Here is a 20,656-nt window from a genome sequence, read left to right on the forward strand (position 1 = left end):
TTAAAGAGGGGGAGTGTTATGCAGAAACGTACATTAAACAATGGCTTGAAAGTTATATGTTATCCAATTGAACATGCTATGTCAGTGGAAATTGGATTATATACAAGAGCCGGAGCTAGATATGAGAATAAAGAGAATAATGGGATTACGCACTTGTTGGAACATATGCATTTTAGACAACTGGGAGACATGAACCAGAAAGATATATATGGAACTACGGAACTGATGGGAACTTCGTTACGTGGTACTACACATAAGGAAATGTTATGTTTCAATGTGAAGGTAAGACCTAAGTATTTAGAAAAAAGTCTGGATATTTTTGAAAAAATATTAACAACCTATGATTGGACGGAAGAGCAACTGGAAAGTGAGAAAAAGATTGTTATAAATGAAATTTATGAAAAGGAGGATGAAGTAACTTTAGAGAAAATTTATGACAAGGCTATTTGGCGTAAGAATCCTTTAAAACGCGGAATTTTAGGAAGTGAAGAGAATGTAAAAGGTTTTACGGTAGATGATTTGGTTGGTTATAAGAAAGAAATATTCTCTAAGAATAATGTAACTTTGGTTATAACAGGAGCTATAGATGAAGAAAAGTCCAGAGAAATTTTTGAAGAATTTGGGAAAATAAAAATCAATGAAGGAGTAGAACGAAAAGAAAAAGTAGAGGTTATTAAGGGAAGACAATTCAAAAGAGAACCGGACGTTAAATTGAAAAATTTTGCGTCGTGGAACATAGTGGATGTTCAGTTATCTTTTGATGTGGATTTGACTAAGATTAAAGAAAATGAACTTTTATTTCTAAATAGCATAATTGGAGGCGGAGATGGCTCATATCTTCAAACGGAAATTCGTGAAAATCAGGGCTTGGTTTATGATATTTATTCGTGTGTAGATATTTTTAGTAAGGAATCTATATTGTCTATAATTTTTTCTATAGATAAAAGCAGGCTGCAGTTGAGCATATTGGAGATTATTAAGATTCTAAAGCAGCTTAAGAATATTATTTCTAAAAAAGACGTGGATAGAAATATGGCTTTTTTCACAGAAAATCTATGGTATTGGGCAGAAGAAACTAAAGAATTAAATTTTCAATTAGGTAGTGATTTTCTGAATGATAAAGAAGTGTTAACCATTGAAGATAGAATTATGGCAAATGAAAGAATTGACTTTCAACGAATGAGAGAGATTTCAGAAATGATTTTTAGAAAAGAAAATATGTCTTTAATTGTAATCGGACCAACCAAAGGGATAACTGAAAACAAATTAAGAGAACTATTATATGGTAAATACGATAATGAGTACAATGAAAAAGATTAATAAGGAAAAGGGTGAGCATATGAGAAAAACAATATTAATAATGACGCTATTATTGGCAGTATCCTTAACAGGATGTGGAACAACACAGAATAAAAACAGTGAAACAACAGTTGCAAAGAGTATGACGGAAAATGATTACAACAAGGCAGTGGAGAAGTTGACGGACAAGTCGGCTTATCAGACTATTGTTGAAGATTTTGATAGTGACAACAATAAGGAAGCATTTGTTTTAACCAGAGAAGGAAAAGATAATGAAGCAGTAGAAGATAAATTTGAATTATGGTTTTCTAATGGTGACAAAACAGAAAAAATTGTTTCAGATTTCATAGCTGACAACAATACATCCATAACATTATTTGAAAGTGGAAAGGATAAATATGTTTTGTTTAACAAGGCGCAAACAACACAAAATGACGAAATGGAAGCCAAAATATATGGCGTAAGCAGCGAGAAGCCTGCAGAACTTTTTTCTCAAGGCAGAATGAATATTTTGGTGGAAAAAGGTGAGTTATACACATATGATTATACATATTTTGTTTTAGAACCTGAAAGTAAGGATTGGATGAGTCAGTCTGAGCAGAAATACCATCTTAAATGGGATAACGAAAATAAAAAGTGCAACGAATATAAGGCGAAAGTAATGTCAGAAAAGGAATTTAATAAAATTTCCAATTCAAAAGATGTTAAGAAGAACATAGAAGAGGCATTAAAAAAAGAATACTCAGATGGAATTAAAAATGTAAAATATACTTATCTGACAAGGGAAGATAACACATTAGACATAAATATGGTTGTAACAGATAGTGAAGGAACGAAGTATAAAAACTATGTTACGGTATTATATGAAGATGGCAAAATTGGAACAGATGTTGAACTGAAAGAAGGAAACAAGAAAGCTTCAGTGATAAGTGGCAGTTCTATAAATTTAAAAACTACAAAGGAAGTTAAAGAAAAATTAAGCATACCAAACCCGGAAGAAATTACAGAAGATGTGAATGTAATAATTCACAAATGCGAATATAAAGAAGGACAAAAAACTCTTTATTGTACAGAAAATGAGCCAACATATGATTTGAAGTTTTTGGGCTTCAAGAACAAGGTATACATTACGAACTTTGCTTTAGGAAATATAACAGGAGAAAATGAAAGTCTGGCATTAGTTATTAAAGAAAAAGGTGAAGAGTCGGATAATTACGCATATCTTGCCATTTTGGATTACAACAATAAAAAGAGCTATGTTACAAAAACAGACATATTGGCAGGTCAGGGGAGAGATGAACAGCTAAATTTATGTGATGTTACAGGAGATGGAAAAGATGAACTGATTTTGTCAAGTGAACCTAACACAACTATTGATTGGAATTTATATGGGTTTGAAGATGGTGCATTGAAACAAATTTACAGCAATGTGGAAAAACAGGATTTGGAATCAGAAGGTTTTAAAACAGAGTTACTAGATGATTATAAAGTAAAAGTTACAGGAAATAACTTTAGCCAAACTATTTCGCTTTTGGACTTAGGGGTGAAAAAAGATGATTTGGAATACAAAAATCCTAAAGATTTGGATAAATCAGATAATCAGAACGCAAGAGTTTATAAAAACGGAAAATTGTTGAAGAAATACAAGAATCAATCTAATGTAGTTGAAATTAAAGCTTTAATGGCAAAAGATTGGGATAAAGGTTTTGCTGATTATGATTATTTTAAAAATATTGATATGGACAAAGGCATTTGCACACCATTAAGGATAGATTTAGGAGATGCGGAAATTGGAACGTTAAACATTTATCTAAAATATGATAAGGCAGATGATGGATTAATGATTTCTAGAGTAGAAGTCAGTTGATTTAAAATCAGAGCCAGGCGAAGAAGATTAAGTGAAAGGACGGTGAACAACATAAAGAAAACCGTCAATGATGTATTGTGAATAATAACGTGATATATCATTGGCGGTTCTTGTTAAAAATAAATGGACATATGGAAGAGTGAAGTTTGGAAAGATAAATACAAAGACCATAATGTTAGAAAAGGTTTACGTTTAAAGTTTGACAGAGGCATTGACGAGAAATTAAAAACAGGGTTTAAGGAATATTGCAGGTGGTTAAGAAGTGAATATACATTTCCCATAAGGGTGCCTGTATATGTTAAAAATTTCAAAAAGATAAAGGCAATGGATGGGGAATATGTATTTGGAACTTTTTTGGGACCATTCAATTTTCTGGAAGAACCTTATGTAAGAGTTGCAGCAGGAGACTTTAAGGAGTCTTTTGAAGAAATGGGAGAACAGGCGGTTTATCAGTATTTGTGTACATTAACCCATGAGTTGACTCATTATTTCCAATGGTTAAATAATTCTGAATTGACACAAATCGGAAAAGAAAGGCAAGCAACAATTACGGCTGATAGAATTGTACAAAGATATGTTGATGCAAAGTATGAAGAAAAACAACAGTTTCTTCACAAACTAGAGCAAAGTGCAAAACGAAGAGAGATAAATGAGGCGGAAATAGACAAGCTTAGAAAAATTGCTTTTGAAGATGATGTTAACAATAAAATATTAATTGCAAGAATATTAGAAGAATCCAAGTTAATCGAAAGTGAAAAAATATTATTACATCTTACAAAAGATATAGATGATGTTGTAAGAATGGAGGCATGCAACGCCTTAAGTAATAGTGATTCGCTTGAAGTATATGAAGCATTAAAGGGAATTGCTTCAAAAGACAGTGTGGGTATGGTAAGAGGTTATGCCATAGTTGCATTAGGCGACGTAGCTGTAGAGATTAATAAGGAGAAGGAAGCAACAAAGTTCTTAAAGAATTTATTGAAAAGGGAAAAAACTGATTTTGCAATAATTGACATTTGGGCAGTTCTTTATTGTCTGGGAGAAGAAAGATGGCTATCATATCTTTTAGAAAAGATTGATTCATCAAAATCTTCAGAAAGATGTGAAGTAGCAAATTGCTTATATGGAATTGTTGACGAGGAAAATAAAGAGCAAATAAAAACTATATTGCAAAAAAGAAGGGAGATAGAAAAATCAGAAGAAGTTATTGAATCAATAGAAGAGGTACTTAATATTATTAAAAAAGATTATAACAAAAAGGGCATGTAGGTTTAAACTTATATGCTCTTTTTTGTGGTATAATTGTATTAAAACATACTAAACATATATGTTTTGAATAAAAAATATTAAAAATTTCGATTATCCTATTGACATTGTAGGAAAAAGATAGTAATATGCCACTATAAACAAAACCTACTTAACTTATAGGAATTGAATGAATAGGAAAGGAAGCGGTGTTATGAGCAGAACAAAGACAGCTTATAATTACAAAATGAGAAAGACTTACTGTTGCAACATAAGTGTAGGAGAGACGGAGCGAATGTGTAGCAGATAGTTTTTTACAAATGATTATAAACTACAGATTCAAAATTATAATGATGATAAGAGAGTTCCAATGAACTCTAGAACGATAAAAGTGAAAAACAACTAATCAGTAGGGAAAAATATTAAAAGTGAAAAACAACTAATTAATAGGGACAATAAAAAATTAGAAAATCAGTTAAATTTGGAGGATATAAAAATGGCAAATATTAAAACAAGCGCAGCAGAACTTATTGGAAAGACACCTTTATTAGAGGTTAAGAAATTTGAAGCAAAAGAAAACATTACAGATGTTAAGATTTTAGCTAAATTAGAATATTTTAATCCGGCAGGAAGCGTTAAAGACAGAGTCGCATTAAAGATGATTGAAGATGCAGAAGAAAGTGGAAAGCTTAAACCGGGAGCAACAATTATTGAACCAACATCAGGTAACACAGGTATCGGTATTGCAGCAGTTGCAGCAGCAAAGGGATACAAAGTAATTATTACAATTCCTGAAACAATGAGTGTTGAAAGAAGAAACATTATGAAAGCATATGGTGCTGAATTAGTTCTTACAGAAGGAGCTAAAGGTATGAAGGGTGCTATTGCTAAGGCTGATGAAATTAAGGAAGCAACACCTGGTTCAATTATATTAGGACAGTTTGTTAATGAAGCTAATCCTAAGGCACACAGAGAAACAACAGGACCGGAAATTTGGGAAGATACAGATGGACAGGTTGATATTTTCGTAGCAGGCGTTGGTACAGGTGGAACAGTTACAGGCGTAGGCGAATATTTGAAATCAAAGAACCCTGATGTAAAGGTTGTAGCCGTAGAACCAAAAACAAGCCCTGTTCTTTCAGAAGGAAAAGCCGGAGCACATAAGATTCAGGGTATCGGGGCAGGATTTGTACCTGACATTCTTAACACAAAGATTTATGATGAAGTTATTGCAGTAGAAAACGAAGACGCTTTTGCAACAGCTAAGGAACTTGCAAAGACAGAAGGTGTTCTTACAGGTATTTCATCAGGTGCAGCATTATACGCAGCAGTTCAGTTGGCTAAGAGACCTGAAAACAAAGGCAAAAATATTGTAGCATTATTACCTGATTCAGGTGACAGATATTATTCAACACCTTTATTCCAGGATTAAGTTAATAAGATTAAGAAAAAAGATATTTACAAAGGAGATAATTATGGCAGAGAGAAATTACAAATTTGAAACATTACAGTTGCACGTAGGACAGGAAAATCCAGATCCTGTTACAGATGCAAGAGCAGTACCAATTTATCAGACTTCATCTTATGTATTTAGAAATTGCGATCATGCAGAAGCAAGATTTGGCTTAGCAGATGCAGGAAATATTTATGGACGTCTTACAAACCCAACAGAAGACGTATTTGAAAAGAGAATTGCCGCACTTGAAGGTGGTGTTGCAGCATTGGCAGTAGCATCAGGAGCAGCAGCTATCGCTTACACAATTGAAAATTTAGCACAGAATGGTGACCACATTGTTGCAGCAAAGAACATTTATGGTGGAACATATAACCTTTTAGAACATACACTTCCAGCTTATGGAATTTCAACAACATTTGTAGATCCATTTAACTTTGATGAAATTGAAAATGCAATTCAGGACAATACTAAGGCTGTATTTATTGAAACATTAGGAAATCCTAATTCAGACGTAGTAGATATTGAAAAAATTGCAGAAATCGCACATGCACACAAGATTCCACTTGTAATTGACAATACATTTGCAACACCATATCTTGTAAGACCTATTGAACACGGTGCTGACATTGTTGTTCATTCAGCAACAAAATTCATCGGTGGTCATGGTACAACAATCGGTGGTGTAATCGTTGACGGTGGAAAATTTGACTGGGAAGCAAGCGGAAAGTTTGAATCACTTACAGCTCCAAACCCAAGTTACCATGGTGTAAGCTTTACTAAAGCAGTAGGACCTGCAGCTTTTGTTACAAAGATTAGAGCAATCCTTCTTCGTGATACAGGTGCTACAATTTCACCATTCCATGCATTTATTTTCCTTCAGGGATTAGAAACACTTTCACTTAGAGTTGAAAGACATGTTGAAAATGCTTTAAAAGTTGTTCAGTACTTAAAGAATCATCCACAGGTAGAAGCAGTACATCATCCATCAGTATCTGATGATCCTGTACAGCAGGAATTATACAAGAAATACTTCCCTAACGGTGGTGGATCAATCTTTACATTTGAAATAAAGGGAGATGACAGAAAGGCTAAAGACTTTATCGATAACCTTCAGTTATTCTCATTATTAGCAAACGTGGCTGATGTTAAATCATTAGTTATTCACCCGGCATCAACAACACATTCACAGATGACAGAAGAAGAACTTTTAGGTTCAGGAATTAAGCCTAACACAATTCGTCTTTCAATCGGTACAGAAAATGTTGATGACATTATTGAAGATTTAGATGAAGCTTTTAAAGCTGTCAAATAAATATCTTTTTTCTTAAAGAGCTTACCTTCGGGTGGCTCTTTGTCATTTTAAGGGGAAAATTATATAAGACACACTTTTGTGTAAAATAAAAATTATATTTAAAACTTGATTTTGTTTTATAAACGTTTAAGATTATAGGTATGACAAAACTTATTTGGAAATTATTTAAAATTGTATTGACTTTATTATTGGCGTTTTTAATGTATGTGGTAATTGGTGGCATTGTGCCATTTTTACACCATCCTGATGTGTCGCAGACGAAAAAGGAGGCAGTTGAAAGCACACAGTTTTATAGTGATAGTGCAGGACCGGATAGGGCAACTATTATTGAAGATAACGAGGAAGCGTTAAAAATGCGGCTTAGAGTAATAAAGGATGCCAAAAAGACCCTTATATTGTCAACTTTTGATTTTAGAAGTGATGATGCTGGAAAGGATATTTTGGCAGCTTTATTAAATGCGGCGGACAGAGGTGTAAAGGTAGAAATTTTTGCCGATGGATTTAATTCGATTATTCAAATGGAGAATAACGACTATTTTTATGCTTTGTCGTCCAACAAAAATATAAAAATTATAATTTATAATCAGGTTAATATCCTTATTCCGTGGAATGGTTTAGGACGAATGCATGACAAATATGTAATTGCAGATGACAGTCTGTATATACTTGGCGGACGAAATACATTTGGTTATTTCCTTGGGGATTATGCAGGTCACAAGAATTATGACAGGGATGTGCTTGTTTATAACACAGGCTCAAAGGACAGTTCAATTTATCAGCTTAAGGATTATTATAAGAAAATAACTTCCCAGAAATGTTGTTCTGTATTTCACAATAATGAAAGTCTTGGGGAAAAAGACAGTGTGAAAAAGGCTGGGCAGGAGCTTAGAAAAAGATATGAAAACCTTGAAAATAAATATGGTAAATTTTTGACGGAAAATTATGATTATAAGGCTAATACTTATGAGACTAACAAAATAAATCTTTTAAGTAATCCCACATCTTTGTATGCAAAGCAGCCTACGGTTTATTATGGTTTAATGTATTTGGCAAAAAATGCAAAGAAGGAAGTAAAGATTCATACTCCTTATATAATTTGTAATGACTATATGTATAATGAACTTAAAAATATAAATGTTCCAACAACCATTATGACTAATTCTGCAGAGAATAATGGAAATATATTTGGTGCAGTGGATTATCTTAGTCATAAGAAAGACATTATAAACACCGGAGTTACAATTAAAGAATATGAGGGTGGAATTTCTTATCATGGGAAAAGTATGACCATAGATGATGATATTGCCATTGTAGGATCTTTTAATATGGACATGAGAAGTGCATATATTGATACAGAGCTTATGCTTGTTATTAACAGTAAGGATATTAATAAACAACTTAAAGCAAGTATGGAAGAGTATGAGAAGAAAGCAGCCACTGTAAAAAATGAAACAGAGTATAGCCATATTCCTGAGGGAATGAAGATGAAAGAATTGTCAGACAAAAAGAAAAACATTAAAGCGTGGTTTGGTTGGGCGATGAATGGATTAAGATTTTTGTTTTAAAGTGGATAAATATCATAAGGGATTAAAAACAGTTGTCTATAAAAAAAGACATTAATAGGGATAAATCTTGGAAAAGAGGACATTAATATGTTGGCAAACAGAAAAATAGTAATAATAGGAGCAGGGCACGTAGGCTCACATTGTGCATATGCTTTGGCAATACAGGGAATATGTGATGAAATTGTTTTGGTTGATAAAGACCGGACAAAAGCTAAAAGTCATAGTATGGATATAGCTGACAGTGTAAGTTTTTTTAATAGTTCAGTAATTGTCAGATGTGGAGATTATAGCGATTGCAAGGATGCAGATATTATAGTAATAAGTGCAGGGGTTCCAAGACTTCCGGGACAGACACGACTTGATGTGTTAGATGGTTCAGTGGAATGTGTAAGGGACATTGTAAGCAACTTAAATAAAATAGAAATAAAAGGAATAATTATAACAATTACAAATCCTGCGGACATAATTGCAGACTTTGTTAGAAAAGCAACAGGATTGCCTAAAAACCGTGTGTTTAGCACAGGAACATCTCTTGACACGGCAAGAATGAGAAGAACAGTAGCAGACCTTTGCAATATTGCACCACAAAGCGTAATCGGATTTGCAATGGGCGAACATGGTGATTCATCAATGGTGCCATTTTCAAACTTAACAATATTTGGAAAAAACTATAAACATCTAAAAGAAGAAAATCCCGAAAGATTTGGAAAGCTAAGCGAAAAAGTTATAACAGACCAAACTCACATGAGAGGTATGGATATTATAGAAGGAAAAGGTTCAACAGAATTTGGAATAGGCACAGCATTAGCTGATATGGCAAAAGCTGTTCTAATGGATGAACACAGAATTCTTCCGGCATCAACCCTATTAGAAGGGGAATACGGACAAACAAATGTCCACGCAGGAGTGCCATGTATAATAGGCAGAAACGGAATAGAGCAAGTGGTAGAATTGAAGCTGACAGATGAAGAATTAAAACAATTCGAAAATTCATGTAATGTAATAAAACAACATATGGTTGAATAATCGCAAAATTTTTGTTTTCTCCGCTCATCAGGAAAATTCTATCGCAAACACGTTGATTTTATCATTTTGCTCCGCCGCCTATTGTAAAACAAAAATCAAAACTCGCTGACGCTCAGACAGTTGATTTTTGCTTTACGCTATGCTCGCAAAATTTCAAAAATCTGCCTATTGTTTGCTTCTAGAGTTTTCCTGATGAACGGAATAACAAAACAAAATATTTTGCGATAGAATGAAGTGTTGTAAATATAAGAAAGGAAACTAAAAATAAGATATGGAAAATTATAGTATGCATCTTCCAAGTTATTCAATTGGAAGCAAAGTTTATGATAAAATACCGGAAATTTGTGAACCATACGGAACTAAAGTTATAGCCATTGGCGGTCATAAAGCTATTAATGCAGCAAAGGACAAGATAGTTAAGGCTTGTGAAAAATCTAATCTGGAGATTTTGGATTTTATTTGGTATGGAGGAGAGGCTACATACGAAAATGTGGAAGAGTTAATGAAGAATCCTTTAGTACAGCAGGCAGATATGATTTTTACAATTGGTGGAGGAAAATCTACTGATACAGGAAAGTCCCTTGGAATTAAAGCGAACAAACCGGTTTTTTCTTTCCCGACTATTGCATCTAACTGTTCAGCGTGTACAAGTGTTTCAATTATGTACTATCCTGACGGAAGATTTAAGGAACCATTCTTCTTTGCAGCACCACCGGTACATGCATTTATTGATACAGAGATTTTGGTTCACTCACCATCACGTTATATGTGGGCAGGAATGGGTGATACTTATGCAAAATATTTTGAAAGCACTGTGTCTTCAAGAGGTGAAGCGTTAAATCATTATACACAGATGGGCGTTACGGCAAGCAAGATGTGCTACGAGCCTATTATGAGATATGGAAAAGAAGCTATGGAGTCAAATAATGAAGGAAAGGTTTCATATGCTTACGAGCAGGTTGTTCTTGCAATTATTGTTTCAACAGGAATTGCTTCTATTTTCCTCACTGCAGAACATATAATTGATTATAATACAGGGCTTGCGCATGCTATTTTTTATTCACTTACTTCATATCCACATATTGAGAAGAATCATCTTCATGGGGAAGTGGTAAGTTATGGTGTGCTTAATCTTTTACTTGTGGATGGTAATGAAGAAGACTTCAAAAAAGTATATGAGTTTAGTAAGAGTGTAGGACTTCCAACTAAATTAAAAGACTTAGAGTTTGACAGCTCACAGCTTGAAGAAATAGCAAAAATTGCCGTTGAAATGAAAGATATAGACCACAATCCATACAAGATAACAAAAGAAATGGTGGAAGAGTCTATTAGAAAACTGGAAGCCATGTAAGAATATAAAAAACTGTAATATAATAGTTTACTTAGTTTTGTGTTAAAAATAATCAAAATATATATTAAAATTGTGGGTTGACGTATAAAAAATACAGAGTTATAATCTTCCCATAGTTTACAGAAACAATTAAAGATGACCATTAGAAACCGATGATGCGGAGGTAAAAGTGAATCGTGCACTTACAGAGAGTAGGGGATGCTGAGAACCCACAGAACGCAGCTCACATAAATGGACCGCAGAGGGCATAGAACAAAGCGAGAGATAATTAATCAATGGATGATAGTTCAGGAAAGTTTGTTAATAACTTTAATAATTATTTCAGTATTCGTTAGTATTTTGTGACGTGAAGGCATACGTTAGTTGCACAGAGTATGATAGTACTCGTTGAGAGTGTGAGATTTTAATTTCACAAATCAAGGTGGCACCGCGGAATATATTTTAGTATTTTCGTCCTTGATGATAGCATAGAAGATTATGCTATTGTTGAGGATTTTTTTATGCAATAAGAAATTCCTTTGGAATTCGTGTTACATAAAAAGTACTTTACTCTATGGGTTATCAGAATTGCTCAAAACTTAAAATAACTAGCATAAAGCTACAAGAAAAAGGAGAAAGAATATGAGAAAGATGAAAAAAGTTTTAAGTGTTTTAGCAACAGTAGTTATGGTAGCAGCAGCATTAACAGCATGCGGAGGAAATGGAAAGTCAGGCTCTGCAACAGACAAGAAAGATACTAACGGCGACGGAAAAGTAAAAGTTGGTATTGTTTCAATGATTGAAAATGGAGCTTTTATGGACATGAAAGAAGGAATTGTCGCAGAATTAAAGGCACAGGGTTACGAAGATTCACAGATTGATTACAAATGTGCAGCAGGTGATGCATCAGCACTTTCAACAATCGTAACTAATATGACAGATGGCACATACGATATGATTTTTTCAATTGCAACACCACCTACACAGGCATTAGTTAACTCAGAAACAGATACACCTGTTTTCTTCTGTGCAGTATCAGCGCCAACAGCAGCAGGTATACTTACAGATATGGATAAGCCGGACAAGAATGCAACAGGAACATCTAATGCAATTCCGGTTTCAAAAATTATTGATTTGGCACAGGCTACAACACCTGTTAAGAAAATCGGTCTTATTTACAGTGGCAATGAAGACAACGCAACAAACACAGTTAAGCAGTGTGAAGAATATTTAAAATCAATTAATGTTGAATATATAGAAAAAACAGCAGCTTCATCAAACGATGTTGAAACAGCAACTAACGCTTTAATCGCTGAAGGGGCAGAAGCAATTTTCGTACCAAATGATTCAATTATTCAGGATGGAGTAAGCAAGTTAACAGAGATTTGTAATGAAAAGAAAATCCCAACATATTGTTCATCAGCAACAACAGTAGCTTCAGGATGTTTTGCAACACTTGCCATTGATGATAAGGGCATTGGAAAGAAAACAGTTGATATCGCAATGGACTATGTAAACGGAAAAGAAGTTGCAGATATTCCTGCACAGGTAGTTGGCATTGATTATTGCTCAGTAAGCAAGTCAGCAATGAAGACATTAGGAATTAGCCAAGACAATATTAAAACAGATTACAAACTTAACGTTATTGAAAACTAAAGAGGAAGAGAAATGATAGAATTACAATATTATTTATCCAATGTTCCGGATTGCTTAATTTACGGATTATTGGCAATGGGAATTTATATATCACTTAGAATATTGGATATACCGGATTTAACTACAGAAGGAAGCTTTGGTTTCGGAGCTGTTATATCAGTTTTGGTGGCACTTGCAGGTCATCCTATTCTTGCACTTTTTGCAGGAATGATAGCGGGAGGTTTTGCAGGAGTAATAACAGGATTTTTACAGACAAAATTAAAGGTACATCCTGTTTTGGCAGGGATTATTACAATGAGTGGGCTGTATTCAATTAATCTTGTGTGTTATTCATTAACAGAAAAAGGTGCAACAACTAACTTAAGCTATAATAAGATTACAGTTTTTGAAAAAATAAAGCAGTTACTTTTAATAAGAGGTCAGTTTGAAACAAGTATAGTTAAGACTGTAGTTAGTCTGATTATTGTAATTATAGTTTTGTTAATAGTTATTTGGTTCTTCAAAACACACATTGGACTTTGCATTCGTGCAACAGGTGACAATCCGGACATGGTTAGAGCTTCATCAATTAATGTAGACAGAACAAAGATTATCGGATTAATGTTAGCTAATGGTCTTATTGGACTTTCAGGTGCTTTATCATCACAAAGTCTTGGCTATTCAGATGTTAATACTGCTAACGGAACTTTGATTTATGGCTTGGCAGCAGTTATTATCGGTGAAGCTATTTTTGGAAAAAGAGGAGCTACTATTGGACTTATTTCAGCAGTGACAGGTTCTGTTATTTATAAATTAATAGTTGCATTTGTTATAAGAGAAAATCTTTTCGGAGAATTAAGTAGTAACCTTATGAAGTTTACATGTGCGTTAATCGTGGCAATAACACTTGCAGTTCCTGCAATTAAACAGAAAATGGCAGAGAATAAGCAAAGAAAGGCGGCAAGATAATGTTAGATATTCAGAATATTTCAAAAACATTTGAAAAGGGAACAGTTAATGAACATGTGGCAATTAATAATTTAAGCTTAAAGCTTGAAGACGGGGAATTTGTTACAGTAGTTGGTTCAAACGGTGCCGGAAAAAGTACTTTGTTTAATGCTATTTGTGGAAGCTTTATGGTAGATGAGGGACACATTTTCTTAGATGATATGGATATTACTTATAAAAGTGAACATTCAAGAGCAAAGATGATAGGACGTGTTTTTCAGGATCCAATGAAGGGAACAGCTCCTAATATGACAATTGAAGAAAATCTTGCATTGGCATACACAAGAGCTTCAAAGCAGTCGCCTTTTTCAAGAGCAATAACAAAGAAAAAGATTCAGTTCTTTAGAGAAAATCTCGCCCGTTATAATATGGGAATTGAAGATAGAATGAAAACAAAAATCGGGCTTCTTTCAGGTGGTCAAAGACAGGTTGTAACATTATTAATGTGTACATTGTCAATTCCAAAACTTTTGCTTTTGGATGAACACACAGCTGCTCTTGATCCTGCAACAGCAGAAAAAGTAATGGACATTACAAAAACAATTGTTCAGGAAAATAATATAACAACAATGATGATAACACATAACCTGAAACAATCCCTTACAACCGGAACAAGAACAATAATGCTTGATTCCGGCGAAATAATACTTGACCTTTCAGGAGAAGAAAGAAAGAATACAACAATGGAAGACATGATAAAAATGTACTCCATGAAGAAGCAGAAAGAATTTGATAACGACAGAATATTGTTAAGTCAGTAGAAAGCAATTTCACCACAACATTTTAAAATTGATTAGAATGTTGTGGTATTTTTTTGTGAAATTTAGTTGGTTAATATCACATAGACTATAAAGAATATCTCTGGATACGCAGTCAGCAAACCTTCAACACCTATCTTAAAATCTAACAAAATCTTCGACTTAATAAAAAATTATACCTACAAAATCAAACAGATGTCTAAAAATACTACAAATATATAAAATGTACATTGATATAAAAAAGATACAGTGATATAAAAAATATACAGATGTATAAAAAGTGTAAAAACACATTTTAAAACTTGCAGGAGGAGAAAGATGGCAAATTCTAATATTACAAAAAAAGCTTTGGCACAAAGCTTAAAAGAATTAGGCTCAACAAAGATTTTGGATAAAATCACAGTGGCTGACATAACAAATCATTGTGGTGTTAACAGGCAAACATTTTACTATCATTTTAATGACAAGTATGAATTATTAAATTGGATATATACAGAAGACTTATTCAAGCCTTTAACAAAGGATTTGGATTTCTTTAATTGGGGAGACAAGTTAGTTGGATTATTAAAGTATATGAAGAATATGAAACCATTCTTTATGAATACAATCAAGTCCTCTAACAATTTTTTCGCTGAATATATGGACAAGGTTTTAATTGAATTAATGCACAAGGCAATAAAAGACTTGGACTTATACAATCATTTAGGAGAAAAAGAAAAAGATATATATGCAAGATTTTTTGCATATGGATTAACAGGTGTAATTGTTGACTGGACAATGGCAGGCATGAAAGAAGATGAAGAAGAATTATCGAAAACTCTTCAGTCAATGGTTATTAATACTGAACGTATAGGATACGAATTTTATATGCAACGTAAAAAAGAGAAAGAAGGAATTAAATAATTCTCAATCAACAAAGTTTTCAAAGTGATTAATTTTCTAATACAACAAAAAAAGGAGTAAGCAGTCATGAAAAAGTGTGTGAAGAAAAGTATAGGATTAATGCTTGTAGCATCTATGACAGTTAGCAGCTTAACAGGTTGCGGAAGTACAGCAGAGGAAAGCAAAGATACAACATCGAAAAACAATGTGGAAAAAACAGACAATTCGAAAACAAGCAATGTAGAAGAAATTTTGACAAACAAGATGGATACTTCAAAAGACTCAGAAAAGAAGGAATCCGTATATGTTGAAATGGATGCAGAAGGTAATGTTACAAAAACAACTGTAAGTGATGAATTAAAAGTAAGTGGAAGTGAAAACATTACAGATTATTCAAACTTAAGTGACATAAAAAATCTTAGTGGAGATGAAAAATTTACAAAATCAGACGATGGAAAAATCGTATGGGAAAACAAAGGTAAAAACATTTCTTATCAGGGTACAACAACAGAAGCAACACCAATAAATGTTAAAGTTACATATTATCTTGATGGAAAGAAAATTTCTCCAAGCGACTTAGCCGGAAAAAGCGGTGAAGTAAAGATTGTATACAATTATAGCAACACAGCAAAAACAGAAGATGGACAGTTTGTTCCATTTCTTGCTTTAACGGGAATGGTTTTGGATGACAACTTCAGCAACGTAAAAGTAGATAACGGTAAAGTGGTAAGCTATGATGACTCAAATATTGTTATAGGTTATGCGGCACCGGGACTTAAAGATCATCTTTTAAATACAATCTATAATGCAGAAGATTATATTAAAGATGCTGATATTCCTGAAGAGGTAACAGTAACAGCAGACGTTAAGGACTTCTCAATGAATATGACATTAACAGTTGCAAGTTCGGACATTGGGGACATGAACTTAAAAGATACATTAGATTTGTCAGATGTTCAGAAACAGATGGACGAATTACAGGATGGAGCAAATGATTTAGTGGATGGTGCTAAGCAGTTAAATGACGGCACAACTAAGTTAAAGACAGGTTCAAAGAAGATTGATGAGGGGGCAAAAGATTTATCAAAGTACACATTACAGTTAAGCAATGGTACTAAGGAAATGGCAACACAGTATACAGTATTTAACAAAGCTTTACTTGCCGGTGTAAAATCAGCAAAGAGTGGTGCAGATAAATTATATGCAGGAACTAGGAGCATAAAAACAGCTACAGGAGCACTTGATACCGGAGCAAAAGGCTTAAAGAAAGGCATTGCTGATGCAAAATCAGGTTCTTCACAGATTTCATCAGGATTAAAGAGTGCAAAAGCAGCTTTTGAAGATACAAAGAAATCTCAGGGACTTGTAAATGGTTCAAAAACACTTGCAGCAGGAACAAAAGAAGCTTCAGCAGGTGTTGACCAGTTAGTTGACACATTAAAGAATACACCTGATTCAATTCAGAAGAATATTGATGAAGTAATAGATCAGGTTAAAAAAGCATCAGGTGGAACAATCGCTTCTGAAAAAGTTTTAAATACAACAGTTGAAAAAATTAACACAGCAGTTACAAATGGTATGGAATTGTCACAAGTACTTGCAGCTAACGGATTAAATTCAAAAACATATTACCAGTTAGTTCAGGCATATTACAGTGTTCAGACTTTGGAACAGGTAAAGAAACAGTTCACAAAACAGATTACAGCAAGTGCTTCAGATATTAAGAAATTAACAGACGGTATGGATGCATTGAAAACAGGTTCATCAGCACTTAGCACAGGAATTGGAACACTTTATGCAGGAATTAAACAGTTATCAACAGGAGCTGACAGCTTAGATTCAGGAATGTCACAGCTTAAGACAGGTTCAACATCACTTGCAGAAGGTACAGGAAAACTTAAGACAGGAGCTTCTGATTTAAACGATGGAATGAAGACTTTAAGTGAAGGTGCAGGAACACTTTCGAAGAAGATTGGAGATGCAAGTCCTAAGATTAAGGCAGGAATCGGAACAATCGATACAGCAGCATCACAGATTAGTGATGGAGCAAAAACACTTGCAAGTGGAACAACTGAATTAAAAGATGGTATTGTTACATTAGCAGATGGAACAAAAGAATTAAAAGATGGAACAATTAAGTTAAATGACGAAGGTATTAGTAAGATTACTAAGACATTCAAGGAAGACGCACCTGATGCAATTGATAAAATTCAGGAAACATTGAATAATGGAAAGAAGTATAATTCATTTAGCGGAATCGATAAGAATATGAGCGGAAACGTTAAATTTATTCTTAAGGTTCAGGAAATAAGCAATGATAAATAATGAGAGGCCAGGTGCATAATATGAAAAAATTTGGACAATTAGTTGTTAAAGCCAGATATGTGATTTTGATAATAAGTATTTTGTTATTAATACCTGCAGCTTTTGGCTATGTTAACACAAGAGTAAACTATGACTTATTGTATTACCTTCCGGATGGAATAGACACAATGACAGGTCAGGATATTATGTTAAATGATTTTGGCTCAGGAGCATTTGGTCTTGTGCTTGTTGATGGAATGGATGATGAAAATACAGCAAAATTAAAAAAAGAAATTGAAGGCGTAGATCACGTTAAGAATGTTCTTTGGTATGATAGTTTTGCAGACTTAAAAATTCCAAAGAGTATGTTACCAAAAGATGTTTACAATGCTTTTAATAAAGATGGAAGTACAATTATGATGGTTATTTTTGATGACACAAGTTCAGGCGACGGAACAATGAGTGCCATTGAAAACATAAGAACATTAACAAAACATCAATGCAAGGTCAGCGGTATTTCAGCAGTAGTAACAGATACTAAAAGCCTTGTTGAAAGTGAAATGGCAATATATGTTATTATCGCAGTTATAATTTCAATAATAGTTCTTTCAATACTTATGGACTCATGGTTGATACCCTTGTTCTTTATGCTAAGTATAGGAATGGCTATTGTTTATAACCTGGGAAGTAACGTTGTTATGGGAGAAATCTCATACTTAACAAAAGCTTTGGCAGCGGTACTTCAGCTTGCAGTTACAATGGACTATTCAATATTCTTATGGCACAGCTATGAGGAGCAGAAGAAAGTAATACCAAATGACAATAACAAGGCCATGGCAAATGCCATAACAGCCACAGTTTCATCAATTGTGGGAAGTTCAATTACAACAGTGGCAGGATTTATAGCTCTTTGCTTTATGACATTTACATTAGGACTTGATATGGGGGTTGTAATGGCAAAAGGTGTTGTATTTGGTGTAATTGCCTGTGTAACAGTATTGCCTGCAATGGTATTAATATTTGATAAAGCATTGGTGAAGACAAAACACAAACCATTAATACCTGATTTTAAGAAACTTCCTAAGTTTATTACAAAACATTATCCGGTATTTATAATCATATTCTTAGTATTGATTTTTCCCGCATTTTACGGTCAGAAAAATACTAATGTATATTATGATTTAACATTAAGCTTACCTGAAAGTCTTGAAAGTGTTAAAGCTCAGAACGTTATTTCTGAGGATTACAATTTAGGTTCAGCTAATATTGTATTAATCAGTTCAGATACACCTGATTACAAAGTATCTAAGTTATTAGATGACATTAAGGGAGTTGACGGTGTTCAGACAGCTTTAGGCTTACAGACAGTATTAAACGGCTCAATACCTAATTCATTTATACCTGATGATTTGACTAAAGAGTTAAAGACGGATAAGTATGAAATGCTTATATTTATGTCAAAATACAAGACAGGATCAGATGAGGCAAATAACCAGTGCAACGAAATAGAAAAGATAATTAAGAATTATAGCAAAGATGGTATGCTTGTAGGTGAAGCAGCATGTACAAGAGACTTAATTAAGATAACGGATAAAGACTTTACGGTTGTTAACTCAGTTTCAATTGTTTTGGTATTTATTATCATTGCTTTAGTATTTAAATCTATTTCAATACCGATTGTTCTTGTAGCACTTATTGAATTTGCAATCTTTATTAATATGGGTATTCCATATTATACGGGAGCAACCTTACCATTTATTGCATCAATTGTTATTGGTACAATCCAGTTAGGTGCAACAGTTGACTATGCAATTCTTATGACAAACAGATATAAGTCAGAAAGAAGTGCCGGACATGAAAAGAAGATTGCAGCAACAAATGCACTTCAGGCAACAATGAAATCAATTATCATTAGTGCATGCACATTCTTTGGTGCAACATTTGGTGTAGGTGCATATTCAAATATTGACATGATCAGTTCATTGTGTATCTTAATGTCAAGAGGAGCATTTATCAGTATGTTCTGTGTAATATGTATCCTTCCTGCATTCTTTATAATTTTTGATAAGTTCATTATAAAAGGAAGTTACAAATTCCTTGAAAAATAAAAGATGCTTAAAATAAAACACAATTAAAATAACACTAAAAAAGCCCCTTTTAACTTTAAAAAAAGGGGCTTTTGTGATAGAATAATAGTATATTTTAAATAGATTGGGGTATGGAGCAAAATAAAGTTAGTATTTCCACAGGCATTGTATGGAACAGCAGAATCGAAGATATGGAAGAAACTTTGAAAGAAGCTGACAGATGTATGTATGTGGAAAAAGATAAATATCATAAAATGACAGGAGGTGTTGTGCTATGAAGCAGATTATTATTGCAATCGGAAGAGAGTTTGGAAGCGGTGGACATCTTGTGGCTAAGAAATTGGCAGAACATTACAATATTCCATTATACAGCAAGGAACTGTTAGATGAAGTAGCTAAGGATGGAAGATATAGCAAGGAAGTTCTTGAAAGATTCGATGAGAAGCCAATGAACTTCGCTTTTATTCCTGTTCCTGCAGGGGGAACAACTATTTCACTTGAACAGGACATAGCTATCAGACAGTTTAACTTTATTCGCAAGAAAGCTAATGAAGAAAAAGAATCATTTGTTATAGTAGGTAGATGTGCAGAAGAAATCCTTTCAGATAATCCTAACATGATTAGTGCTTTTATCTTAGGCGATAAAGATACAAAGACTAAGAGAGTTATGGAAAGAGAAGGAGTTGACGAAAAGACAGCTCTTAATATGATGAAGAAGATGGATAAAATGCGTAAAGTTTATCACAACTTCTATTGCGAAAGCAAATGGGGTGATTCAAGAACATACGATATCTGTATAAAAATAGGCAAGGTTGATGTTGATACAGCAACAGATATGATTATAAAGTATATTGATTCAAGAGATAATTAAAATGAAAATAA

At 33.5% G+C, this 20,656-nt stretch carries 16 protein-coding genes; all 16 read left to right on the forward strand.

Annotation, left to right across the window (positions count from 1 at the left end; all coding sequences use genetic code 11):
- Positions 1-18 precede the first annotated feature (18 nt).
- Complete coding sequence (locus NQ558_RS06515) at positions 19-1,320, forward strand: M16 family metallopeptidase (protein WP_005363654.1); 1,302 nt, start codon at positions 19-21, stop codon at positions 1,318-1,320.
- Positions 1,283-3,166, forward strand: a complete 1,884-nt coding sequence (locus NQ558_RS06520) for an outer membrane protein assembly factor BamD (protein ID WP_005363655.1) — start codon at positions 1,283-1,285, stop codon at positions 3,164-3,166. The genes NQ558_RS06515 and NQ558_RS06520 overlap by 38 nt, the downstream gene beginning before the upstream one ends.
- Before the next feature lie 123 nt (positions 3,167-3,289).
- On the forward strand, positions 3,290-4,435 hold the full coding sequence (locus NQ558_RS06525) for a HEAT repeat domain-containing protein (RefSeq protein ID WP_005363656.1): 1,146 nt from the start codon (positions 3,290-3,292) through the stop codon (positions 4,433-4,435).
- Positions 4,436-4,907: 472 nt separating this feature from the next.
- Positions 4,908-5,843, forward strand: coding sequence for a cysteine synthase A (gene cysK / locus NQ558_RS06530; RefSeq protein ID WP_005363657.1), 936 nt, complete (start codon positions 4,908-4,910; stop codon positions 5,841-5,843).
- Positions 5,844-5,886: 43 nt separating this feature from the next.
- Positions 5,887-7,179, forward strand: a complete 1,293-nt coding sequence (locus NQ558_RS06535) for an O-acetylhomoserine aminocarboxypropyltransferase/cysteine synthase family protein (RefSeq protein WP_005363658.1) — start codon at positions 5,887-5,889, stop codon at positions 7,177-7,179.
- 140 nt (positions 7,180-7,319) lie between these two features.
- Positions 7,320-8,744: a phospholipase D family protein gene (locus tag NQ558_RS06540; protein ID WP_005363659.1), complete on the forward strand. Its 1,425-nt coding sequence runs from the start codon at positions 7,320-7,322 to the stop codon at positions 8,742-8,744.
- 87 nt (positions 8,745-8,831) lie between these two features.
- Positions 8,832-9,770, forward strand: a complete 939-nt coding sequence (locus NQ558_RS06545) for an L-lactate dehydrogenase (RefSeq protein ID WP_005363661.1) — start codon at positions 8,832-8,834, stop codon at positions 9,768-9,770.
- 271 nt (positions 9,771-10,041) lie between these two features.
- Complete coding sequence (locus NQ558_RS06550; RefSeq protein ID WP_005363662.1) at positions 10,042-11,121, forward strand: iron-containing alcohol dehydrogenase family protein; 1,080 nt, start codon at positions 10,042-10,044, stop codon at positions 11,119-11,121.
- A 621-nt stretch (positions 11,122-11,742) separates the two neighbouring features.
- Positions 11,743-12,756 carry an ABC transporter substrate-binding protein gene (locus tag NQ558_RS06555; protein ID WP_005363663.1) on the forward strand — a complete coding sequence of 338 codons (1,014 nt, stop codon included), beginning with the start codon at positions 11,743-11,745 and terminating at the stop codon, positions 12,754-12,756.
- Positions 12,757-12,768: 12 nt separating this feature from the next.
- On the forward strand, positions 12,769-13,704 hold the full coding sequence (locus tag NQ558_RS06560) for an ABC transporter permease (protein WP_005363664.1): 936 nt from the start codon (positions 12,769-12,771) through the stop codon (positions 13,702-13,704).
- On the forward strand, positions 13,704-14,504 hold the full coding sequence (locus NQ558_RS06565) for an ABC transporter ATP-binding protein (protein WP_005363665.1): 801 nt from the start codon (positions 13,704-13,706) through the stop codon (positions 14,502-14,504). Before NQ558_RS06560 ends, NQ558_RS06565 begins: the two co-directional genes overlap by 1 nt.
- A gap of 315 nt (positions 14,505-14,819) precedes the next feature.
- The gene (locus NQ558_RS06570; protein ID WP_005363666.1) at positions 14,820-15,404 is read left to right on the forward strand and encodes a TetR/AcrR family transcriptional regulator C-terminal domain-containing protein; all 585 of its coding nucleotides are present in this window, start codon (positions 14,820-14,822) and stop codon (positions 15,402-15,404) included.
- 78 nt (positions 15,405-15,482) lie between these two features.
- On the forward strand, positions 15,483-17,708 hold the full coding sequence (locus NQ558_RS06575; RefSeq protein WP_259907372.1) for a hypothetical protein: 2,226 nt from the start codon (positions 15,483-15,485) through the stop codon (positions 17,706-17,708).
- A gap of 20 nt (positions 17,709-17,728) precedes the next feature.
- Complete coding sequence (locus NQ558_RS06580; RefSeq protein ID WP_040447444.1) at positions 17,729-19,795, forward strand: efflux RND transporter permease subunit; 2,067 nt, start codon at positions 17,729-17,731, stop codon at positions 19,793-19,795.
- Between the two features lie 110 nt (positions 19,796-19,905).
- On the forward strand, positions 19,906-20,052 hold the full coding sequence (locus NQ558_RS06585; RefSeq protein ID WP_005363669.1) for a hypothetical protein: 147 nt from the start codon (positions 19,906-19,908) through the stop codon (positions 20,050-20,052).
- On the forward strand, positions 20,049-20,645 hold the full coding sequence (locus NQ558_RS06590) for a cytidylate kinase-like family protein (protein ID WP_005363670.1): 597 nt from the start codon (positions 20,049-20,051) through the stop codon (positions 20,643-20,645). The genes NQ558_RS06585 and NQ558_RS06590 overlap by 4 nt, the downstream gene beginning before the upstream one ends.
- Positions 20,646-20,656 lie beyond the last annotated feature (11 nt).

The sequence above is a fragment of the Eubacterium ventriosum genome (assembly GCF_025150745.1).
In the GTDB taxonomy this organism is placed as follows: Bacteria; Bacillota; Clostridia; order Lachnospirales; family Lachnospiraceae; genus Eubacterium_G; species Eubacterium_G ventriosum.

Coding starts and splice junctions, on each gene's coding strand:
- NQ558_RS06515 (WP_005363654.1), top strand. CDS start 19: ATGCAGAAACGTACATTAAACAATGGCTTGAAAGTTATATGTTATCCA.
- NQ558_RS06520 (WP_005363655.1), top strand. CDS start 1,283: ATGGTAAATACGATAATGAGTACAATGAAAAAGATTAATAAGGAAAAG.
- NQ558_RS06525 (WP_005363656.1), top strand. CDS start 3,290: ATGGACATATGGAAGAGTGAAGTTTGGAAAGATAAATACAAAGACCAT.
- cysK (WP_005363657.1), top strand. CDS start 4,908: ATGGCAAATATTAAAACAAGCGCAGCAGAACTTATTGGAAAGACACCT.
- NQ558_RS06535 (WP_005363658.1), top strand. CDS start 5,887: ATGGCAGAGAGAAATTACAAATTTGAAACATTACAGTTGCACGTAGGA.
- NQ558_RS06540 (WP_005363659.1), top strand. CDS start 7,320: ATGACAAAACTTATTTGGAAATTATTTAAAATTGTATTGACTTTATTA.
- NQ558_RS06545 (WP_005363661.1), top strand. CDS start 8,832: ATGTTGGCAAACAGAAAAATAGTAATAATAGGAGCAGGGCACGTAGGC.
- NQ558_RS06550 (WP_005363662.1), top strand. CDS start 10,042: ATGGAAAATTATAGTATGCATCTTCCAAGTTATTCAATTGGAAGCAAA.
- NQ558_RS06555 (WP_005363663.1), top strand. CDS start 11,743: ATGAGAAAGATGAAAAAAGTTTTAAGTGTTTTAGCAACAGTAGTTATG.
- NQ558_RS06560 (WP_005363664.1), top strand. CDS start 12,769: ATGATAGAATTACAATATTATTTATCCAATGTTCCGGATTGCTTAATT.
- NQ558_RS06565 (WP_005363665.1), top strand. CDS start 13,704: ATGTTAGATATTCAGAATATTTCAAAAACATTTGAAAAGGGAACAGTT.
- NQ558_RS06570 (WP_005363666.1), top strand. CDS start 14,820: ATGGCAAATTCTAATATTACAAAAAAAGCTTTGGCACAAAGCTTAAAA.
- NQ558_RS06580 (WP_040447444.1), top strand. CDS start 17,729: ATGAAAAAATTTGGACAATTAGTTGTTAAAGCCAGATATGTGATTTTG.
- NQ558_RS06585 (WP_005363669.1), top strand. CDS start 19,906: ATGGAGCAAAATAAAGTTAGTATTTCCACAGGCATTGTATGGAACAGC.
- NQ558_RS06590 (WP_005363670.1), top strand. CDS start 20,049: ATGAAGCAGATTATTATTGCAATCGGAAGAGAGTTTGGAAGCGGTGGA.